The sequence below is a fragment of the Caulobacter sp. genome (genome assembly GCF_049283275.1).
In the GTDB taxonomy this organism is placed as follows: domain Bacteria; phylum Pseudomonadota; class Alphaproteobacteria; order Caulobacterales; family Caulobacteraceae; genus Caulobacter.
Genome location: NZ_JBAPVS010000372.1, coordinates 1 through 8,441, shown reverse-complemented (window position 1 = coordinate 8,441; position 8,441 = coordinate 1). Strand labels below are relative to the sequence as shown.

The following is an 8,441-nucleotide window of genomic DNA, read 5'->3' as shown; positions in this document are numbered from 1 at the left end:
GCCTGCCACTGGGCCTGGCGCGACCAGCTGGCCCTGTTCGGCGCGACGCCCGACCCGGGGCGGGTGGTGCGCGATGGAAACGTGTTCACCGGCGGCGGGGTGACGGCGGGCATCGACTTCGCCCTGACCGTCGTGGCCGAGATCGCCGGGGACGAGACGGCCCAGGCCATCCAGCTGGCGGTGGAGTACGCCCCGGCCCCGCCGTTCGACGCCGGCCGGCCCGAGACCGCTCCGCCCGCCGTGCTGGAACGGATCCAGGCGGTCTACGGCCGGGGCATGGACGAGCGCTGGGCCGCGGCCCGCGCGGCTGGAGCACGACTGTTGCAGAACGCCTGAGGCCTCCCTATCTGCGCTCTTCCCGGCCAAGGCCGGGAAGAGCGGATTCCCAAGGTTCGATCGGCGTCGCCAATCCTCCCGCTCCGGCTTGATCAGAAGGACAACCTGCCTCAAAAGGCAGGGGGTGGAGACATCGATGCGTCGGATCAAATTCCTTGCCGCACTGACCGCGGCCGCCGGCCTGGCGGCCAGCTTGGCGATCGTCTCGCCGGCGTCGGCGCAGGACACGTTCACCTATGGCGTCTGGCGCAATCCCAAGAACACCGTCCATGTCGAGATCAAGCCCTGCGGCGACGGTCGGGCCTGCGGCAACGTGGTCTGGGCCAATGAAGACGCCAAGGCCGACGCCAAGAAGGGCGGCACGCCCAACCTGATCGGCCTGCAGCTGCTGCGCGACTTCCAGCTGCAGAAGAACGGCAGCTGGAAGGGCAGGGTCTTCGTCCCCGATCTCAACATGACCCTGGCCGGCACGGCCGACTTCCCCGACGCCACCACCATGAAGGCCCGGGGCTGTCTTCTGCTGTTCTGCAAATCGCAGACCTGGCGACGGGTGGACGTGGCGGCCCGCGCTTCGCCGGCGAGCTGATCCCGCGCCGCCCATGAAGCTCCCCGACTTCGAGGCTTGGGCGGTGTTCGCCAAGGTGGCCGAGACGGGCTCGTTCGTCGGGGCCGCGGGGCAGTTGAACCTGTCCAAGGCCACGGTCTCCAAGGCCGTCACCCGGCTGGAGACGCGGCTGGGGTCCACGCTGTTCCACCGCACCTCGCGGCGATTGTCCCTGACCGAGGCCGGCCGGGCCTCGCTGGACCGCGCCGCGCGCATCCTGCAGGAGGGCGAGGCGCTGGAGGCCGAGGCCTCGGCCCAGTCGGCCACGCCGCGCGGCCTGGTGCGGGTGGCCGCGCCGATGTCGTTCGGGATCGCCCATCTGGGCCCGGCCCTGCCGGACTTCTTCGCCCAGTATCCCGAGGTGTCGGTCGAGCTGTCGCTGTCGGACCAGCTGGTCGACATCGTCGAGGAGGGCTTCGACCTGGCCCTGCGGATCTCGGCCCTGGAGGACTCCAGCCTGCTGGCCCGTCGTCTGTGTCCGGTGCGGGTGATGCTGGTGGGCTCGCCGGCCTATTTCGACAAGCACGGCCGACCCAGCCATCCCAAGGACCTGACCGCCCATCGCGGCCTGTTCTACACGGGCGGACGATCCAAGGACGTCTGGCGGTTCCAACACGCCGAGCACGGACAATATGCGGTCAGCGTGCCCTCCCCCCTGCGGGTCAACAACGCCGACATCCTGCGGCCGTCGCTGCTGGCGGGCCTGGGCCTGGCCCTGCAGCCGGACTTCCTGGCCTGGGGGGACGTCAAGGCCGGCCTGCTGGAAGAGGTCCTGGCCGACTGGGCCCCGCCGCCCATCGCCCTGCACCTGGTCACCCCGCCCAGCACGATCCGGCCGGCGCGGGTGGAGGCGCTGATCGCGTTCCTGGCCAAACGGATGGCCGCCGCGCCGTGGTCGGGGTGAATTTAGAGTTCAGGCTCGTTCACGAGAAAACGGTTGTCATCCCGGGCGTAGCGAAGCGAAGACCCGGGACCGCCGGAAGCGCTGAGTTCACGCGTCGGTCCCGGATCGGCGCGCTACGCGCTTGTCCGGGATGACAGCATTGGTGTGACTTAAAGCGGAAGAGGTCTTCCCCTAAGCCATCTCGTGCTTGTCGTTGAGGCACTCGCCGATGGCGCGGGCGCAGCCCGGCAGGCCCAAGGCGCCGATGAACGACATCGCCACCGCGCAGACCAGCATCACAGGTTGGAAAAAACGCATGCGAAATTCTCCACAGGCCACTTCGTTCGTAGACCGAGCTTCAAACCCAGATAAGGCCGAAGCTTGACGTTTGTTCCGGCCTAAACCGGAAAAGCTCAGGGTGCGGCAGATATGTCTCAGCCGCATGTCAGTCTCCCAACGCATAGGCCACACGAGCAGCCTCAATTCGGGCCAGTTTGGCCTCGAGCGGAGACCAGTCGTCGGCCTCCGCGATCGGCGCCCACAGGGCCTCGACCTCGTCGATCAGCAGTTCTTCGGGCTCGGAACGGTTGAAAACCGGGCTTTCCAGCCGCTCGGGACGGTCGGGTTCGAACGCGGCCAGCTGGCGCCGGAAATCCAGGAACGCCGCCTGGCCGTAGAGCGCGACGCGGGGGCCGGCCAGGGCCCGGGCCGCCGAGGCCTCGCCGCCGAACCAGTCGAAGAAGAACGGCTCCCAGCGCAGTGATTCGCCGCCCGAGGCCAGCGCCACGAACGCGGCCTGGACCAGGGCCACGTCCTCCTCCGCCCCGCGGCTCTTCAGGCCCAAGCGGTCCAGCATCGCCGCGCGCAGGGCGTCGCGGTAGAGGTCGGAAAAGCCGTTGAGGGCGCCGATCAGCCCGGCGTCGTCGGTGACCTGGGCCAGGCACCCGGCCAGTTGCTGCAGGTTCCAGAACACCGTCTCGGGCTGGCGGCCGAAGCTGTAGAGCCCCGAATGGTCGAAATAGGCGGCGGTGAAGTTCGGATCGTTGCGCGGCAGGAACCGCCAGGGGCCGTAGTCGAAGCTCTCGCCGGTGACGACCATGTTGTCGGTGTTGAGCACCCCGTGCACGAAGCCGGCCGCCATCCAGCGGGCGCACAGCCGGGCGCTGGCGGCCACGACCTGCTCCAGCAGCGCCTTGGGTCGGTCGGGCTGATCGGCGACGCCGGGGAAATAGGTTTCCGCCGCGTGGTCAACCAGGGCGGCGATGTTGTCGGGCCGCTGCAGGAAGGCCTGGCGCTGGAAGGTTCCGAACCGGATGTGGCTGTGCGACAGCCGGGTCAGCACGGCCGAGCGGGTCGGGCTGGGCTCGTCGCCCCGCACCAGGTCCTCGCCGGTCTCGACCAGGGAGAAGGCCCGCGAGGTGGGAACGCCCAGGGCCTCCAGCATGGCGGCGGCCAGGATCTCGCGCACCCCGCCTTTCAGGGTCAGCCGCCCGTCGCCGGCCCGCGACCACGGCGTCTGGCCCGACCCCTTGGTGGCCAGGTCCAGCAACCGGCCCGTCTTGCCCGAAGGGGAGCCCGTCTCGCGCAGTTGGGCGAACAGGAAGCCGCGCCCGTCGCCCAGGTCGGGGTTGTAGCTGCGGAACTGATGGCCGTGATAGCGCATGGCCAAGGGGCCGGGCTGGTTGTCCGGCAGCGGCGAGAAGCGCGCGAAATGTTCCAGCCATTCGGCGTCGGTCAGGCCGTCCAGCCCCACGTCGGCGGCGGCGCGGTCGTTGCGGAACCGCAGGATGGTCCGCGGGAAGTCGGCGGGCGCCACCGGATCGGCGAACTCCGGGCCAAGGCGCATGAAGACCGGATCGGGGCGATAGGCGGTGGAGATCGGCATGTCCCCGACATGAGCCGCCGGGCCGACCGGCGCAAGCCCGAGGCCCCCGTTTGCGCCCGTCGGAAGGTTTGGGATGGTCGGCGACGGCTGTCGCATCCGCGCAACAGGCGTGCTCGAACCGTTAGATCATAAGGTTTTTCCTTGCCGAGCCCCCAATGGGCGCCGTAACGCTTGGAGGTCCATTCGAACAAATGTTCGGCTGCAGACCAAATCAAAAGGCGGGGGCGATGCAAGCGCTCACGTCATAAAACGAACCGAGGTAGGAAATGCGCTTTACCAAGCTGCTTTGCGGCACGGCGTCCGCCGTCGTGCTCGCCGGTCTGGCCCCCATCGCGGCGCAGGCCCAGGATACCGAAATCCAAACCGTCGACAGCATCGTCGTCACCGCCCAGAAGCGCGAGCAGAACCTGCAGGACGTGCCGGTCGTGGTCACCGCGGTCGGCGCCAAGCTGCTGCAGGACACGGGCGTCAAGGACATCAAGGATCTGACGATCCTGACCCCCGGCCTGACGGTGACCTCGACCACGTCGGAAGCCTCGACCACCGCCCGCATCCGCGGCGTCGGCACGGTCGGCGACAACCCCGGCCTGGAAAGCTCGGTCGGCGTCGTCATCGACGGCGTCTATCGCCCCCGCAACGGCGTCGGCTTCGGCGACCTGGGTGAAATGGAACGCATCGAGGTCCTGAAGGGCCCGCAAGGCACCCTGTTCGGCAAGAACACCTCGGCCGGCGTCATCAACATCGTCACCAAGGAGCCCGAGTTCGGCTTCGGCGCCAACGCCGAGGCGACCATCGGCAACTTCAACGCCCATGGCGTCTCCGCGTCGGTGACCGGTCCGCTGTTCGGCTCCGAGACCCTGGCCGGCCGCCTGTACGTCGCCGCCCGCGAGCGCGACGGCTACAACGACGTGGTCACCGGCAAGGGCCCGAGCGACCGCGACCAGGACGCCGACCAAGGCTTCTACACGGTGCGCGGCCAGCTGCTGTTCATTCCGAACGACACGTCCAGCTTCAAGCTGATCGGCGACTACAGCAAGCGCGACGAGAACTGCTGCGGCGCCGTGCAGATCCGCACCGGCCCGACCGGCGGCCTCATCAACGCCTTCGCCGGCGGCACCGGCCTGGCCAACCCGGCCAAGCCCTACGACCGCGTCGCCTATTCCAACCGCGGCGCGCCGTCGTCGATCGAGGACAAGGGCGTTTCGCTGGAAGCCAAGCTCGACCTGCCCATCGGCGAGCTGACCTCGGTCTCGGCGATCCGCCAATGGCGCACCGACAACGGCCAGGACTCCGATTTCACCACGGCCGACATCGCCTACCGCAACAAGGACGGCACCAATTACAGCGAGTTCACCACCTTCAGCCAGGAACTGCGCCTGGCGGGCCAGACCGAAAAGTTCGACTGGCTGGTGGGCACGTTCCTGGCCGACGAGAAGCTGGATAACAAGGCCAACTTCCTCTACGGCAACGACTACGAAGGCTATCTGTCGACGGTGATCCTGTCAGGCCTGGCCTCGGCCCTGGCCCCGCAGGGCATCACCCTGAACACCACCAACTCGGCGCTGTTCGCCTCGCAGGTGACCGGCCTGCCTTACAGCACCTCGTTCCAGGGCGGCCAAGGCCTGCGCGACCAGTACAAGCAGCGCGCCACCACCGTGGCCCTGTTCACCAACGACACCTGGCACGTCACCGACGCCTTCGACCTGACGGTCGGCCTGCGTTACAGCATCGACGAAAAGACCCTCAACAGCTACCAGACCACGACCGACGGCGGCGTTGGCTGCGGTTCGCTGTTGACGCCGACCGGTCAGGCCCGAGTCGCCGGCGCCCTGGTCGCCCGCGGCGTCCCGTCGGCCCTCTACAACCCGGCCAGCCCGGCCGCGGTCCGCGCCGTCGGCACGACCCTGGTCAGCCAGGTCATCGGCAACTACTGCCTGCCCTGGGCCAACCCGCTGTTCAACGGCCGCGGCACCACCCAGAAGCGTTCGGACAAGGAATGGTCGGGCACGGTGAAGGCCTCGTACCGCTTCTCGCCCGAGGTGTTCACCTACGCCTCGGCCGCGCGCGGCTACAAGGGCGGCGGCTACAACCTGGACCGCACCCAGTCGTCGGACGGCACCCAGTCGGGCGGCAACGGCGTCATCCCGATCCTGGACACCTCGTTCCCGGGCGAGTTCGTCGACAGCTACGAAATCGGCATGAAGAACACCCTCTTCAACCGCACCGTGCTGCTCAACGTGACGGGCTTCTACCAGAAGTTCACCGACTTCCAGCTCAACACCTTCCTGGGCACCTCGTTCGCTGTGCGCTCGGTGCCGGAAGTGAAGTCCAAGGGCGTCGACGTCGACTTCATGTGGTTCACCCCGGTTCGCGGCCTGTCGCTTCAGAGCGGCCTGAGCTACGCCGACACCAAGTACGGCGACCAGAAGGTGCCGAACGACCCGAACAACGCGCTGGCCCTGCTTCCGGGCAGCCGTCTGTCGCTGGCGCCGAAATATTCGGCCACGGGCTCGCTCACCTATGAGCATCCGCTCGGCGAGGCCCTGAAAGGCCGCTTCAACATCGGCGCCAAGTACTCGTCGTCCTACAACACCGGCTCGGACCTGTTCCCGTTCAAGGAGCAAAAGGCCTACACCGTGGTCAACGCCCGCATCGGCATCGGCGCCGAGGACGATCGCTGGACCGCCGAACTGTGGGCCCAGAACCTGCTGGACGAGGAATACACCCAGGTCGGCTTCAACGCCTTCCTGCAAGGCGGATCGGGCCTGAGCACCACCAACGCCGTCTACGACCGCTCCAAGGACACCTACACCTACGACGCGTTCCTGGGCGCGCCGCGCACCTACGGCTTGACCCTGCGGGCCAAGTACTAGGCTCAAGACCAAGACGGGCGACGGCTTCACCGCCGTCGTCCGCCAGACACTTGAAGGGCGATCCGGGCGACCGGATCGCCCTTTTCGTTTTGGCCCCTTTCCGCCTCCAGCCAAGCTTTCAACGAATCCCGAACCGTCCCACCCTGCCGCCAAGTCCCCTTGGATTGGGGATTCGCTGCGGAGGCGCATCATGAAGACCGTCCGGCTGCTCGGCGTCTGGGTCTGCCTTTTGATCGGCCTGGCGATCGCCAACCTGGCCCTGCGCACGCCCCCGCCCCTGCCGGCCGACGCGCCCGTCGACCGGTTCTCGGCCACGCGCGCCATGGTCGACGTCCGCGCCATCGGCCAGAAGCCCCATCCGATCGGCTCGGCCGAGATCGTGCGGGTCCGCGACCACCTGCTCTCCCGGGTCAACGACCTGGGGCTGGAGGTGCTGGTGCGGCCCGGCGAGGGCGTGCGCGACGCGGCCAAGTGGTCGCCGCAATCCGTGGCGGTCGGCGCGGTGCAGAACATCGTCGCCACCCTGCCCGGCGCGTTCCGCGACGCCCCGGCCGTGCTGGTGATGAGCCACTACGACACCGTCCACAACTCGCCCGGCGCGGCCGATGACTCCGCGGGCGTCGCCGCGGCCCTGGAGATCGCCCGCGCCCTGCAGGCCGGCCCCCAGCCCGCCCGCGACGTGATCTTCCTGTTCACCGACGGCGAGGAGCCGGGCCTGCTGGGCGCCGAGGCCTTCTTCGCCCGCGACCCATTGCGCGACCACGTCGGGGTGGTGATCAACATGGAGGCGCGGGGCGACGCCGGCCGCGCGGCCATGTTCCAGACCGGGTCCGACAGCGGCGGGCTGATCCGCCTCTATGGCGGCGCGGCCCATCAGCCGACCGCCAACTCGCTGGCCGCCGCCGTCTACCAGCGCATGCCCAACGACACCGACTTCACCCACGCCCTGCGCAAGGGCCTGCCGGGGCTGAACTTCGCCTTCATCGACGACCAGCTGGCCTATCACACGCCGTTGGCCACGCCCGAGCATCTGAACCAGGGCAGCCTGCAGAACCTGGGCGACCAGGCCCTGCCGACGGTGCGGGCCCTGGCCATGGGCGCGACCCTGCCCGCCCGCTCGCCCGACCTGATCTATTCCGACGTCCTGGCCCTGGGCCTGGTGGCCTATCCGGTCAGTGTCGGCTGGGCGATCCTGGCGGCGGCGGGCCTGCTGATCGTCTTCACCGGCTATCGCGCCCTGCGCGGCAGGGCCGTGACCGCCGTCGAGATCCTGCGCGGGATCGCCGGTTTCCTGCTGCTGGCCGCCGGCGCGACCCTGGCCCTGCACCTGGCCGGACGGTTGATCGGCATCGCCGACATGCAGCGCTATTATGCGGTGCTGGGCCAGTTCAACATCCTGCTGCCGGGGGCCGGGATCCTGCTGATCGGCGTGTGCCTGGCCGTCCTGATCCTGCAGGCGCGGGGGGTGGCTGGAATCTGGGGCCGGATCTGGATCAGCGTGGTCGGCCTGGCCGCCGCCGGTCTCTGCTGCCTGGTCGGCGGTTTCGATCCCGTGGGCCTGGGCCTGGGCGCGGCGGTGATCGTCCTGGCCTGGCTGAGCCTGGGCAAGGGCGTGGGGGTGTTCGGCGCCTGGCTGGGCGCGCTGCTGGTGGTGCTGGGCCTGGCCGTCACGGTCCAGATCCTGCTGCCCGGCGGTTCGGTGATGCTGGCCTGGCCCCTGCTGGCCGCCAGCCTGGCCGCCGCCCTGGTCATGGCCGTGGGCGGAACCCGCGACCGGCGCGTGGCCTGGGCCCTGACCCTGGTCGTCTGCCTGGTCGCCGTCGCCGTCGTCGCCCAGCTGGGCGCCTGGGGAGCCTGGAC

At 69.0% G+C, this 8,441-nt stretch carries 6 protein-coding genes and 1 pseudogene; 5 read left to right on the top strand and 2 right to left on the bottom strand.

What is annotated here, in order from left to right:
* The 3 genes and pseudogenes from WAL33_RS21350 to WAL33_RS21340 all read left to right on the top strand — a co-directional run.
* Positions 1-336: pseudogene (locus WAL33_RS21350) on the top strand (DJ-1/PfpI family protein); the annotation flags it as partial.
* 136 nt (positions 337-472) lie between these two features.
* On the top strand, positions 473-922 hold the full coding sequence (locus tag WAL33_RS21345) for a DUF2147 domain-containing protein (protein ID WP_422184010.1): 450 nt from the start codon (positions 473-475) through the stop codon (positions 920-922).
* 13 nt (positions 923-935) lie between these two features.
* Positions 936-1,844: a LysR substrate-binding domain-containing protein gene (locus tag WAL33_RS21340; RefSeq protein WP_422184008.1), complete on the top strand. Its 909-nt coding sequence runs from the start codon at positions 936-938 to the stop codon at positions 1,842-1,844.
* A gap of 171 nt (positions 1,845-2,015) precedes the next feature.
* Here the strand turns inward: WAL33_RS21340 and WAL33_RS21335 are convergent, their stop codons facing one another.
* Both WAL33_RS21335 and WAL33_RS21330 read right to left on the bottom strand, forming a co-directional pair.
* On the bottom strand, positions 2,016-2,141 hold the full coding sequence (locus tag WAL33_RS21335) for a hypothetical protein (RefSeq protein WP_155856545.1): 126 nt from the start codon (positions 2,139-2,141) through the stop codon (positions 2,016-2,018).
* A 127-nt stretch (positions 2,142-2,268) separates the two neighbouring features.
* Positions 2,269-3,708: a protein adenylyltransferase SelO gene (locus WAL33_RS21330; RefSeq protein WP_422184006.1), complete on the bottom strand. Its 1,440-nt coding sequence runs from the start codon at positions 3,706-3,708 to the stop codon at positions 2,269-2,271.
* 266 nt (positions 3,709-3,974) lie between these two features.
* Here WAL33_RS21330 and WAL33_RS21325 point away from each other — a divergent pair, with 266 nt between their 5' ends.
* On the top strand, positions 3,975-6,581 hold the full coding sequence (locus tag WAL33_RS21325; RefSeq protein ID WP_422184004.1) for a TonB-dependent receptor: 2,607 nt from the start codon (positions 3,975-3,977) through the stop codon (positions 6,579-6,581).
* A gap of 190 nt (positions 6,582-6,771) precedes the next feature.
* Positions 6,772-8,441: M28 family metallopeptidase (locus tag WAL33_RS21320; protein WP_422184002.1), on the top strand; the 1,670-nt coding region annotated here is incomplete at its 3' end.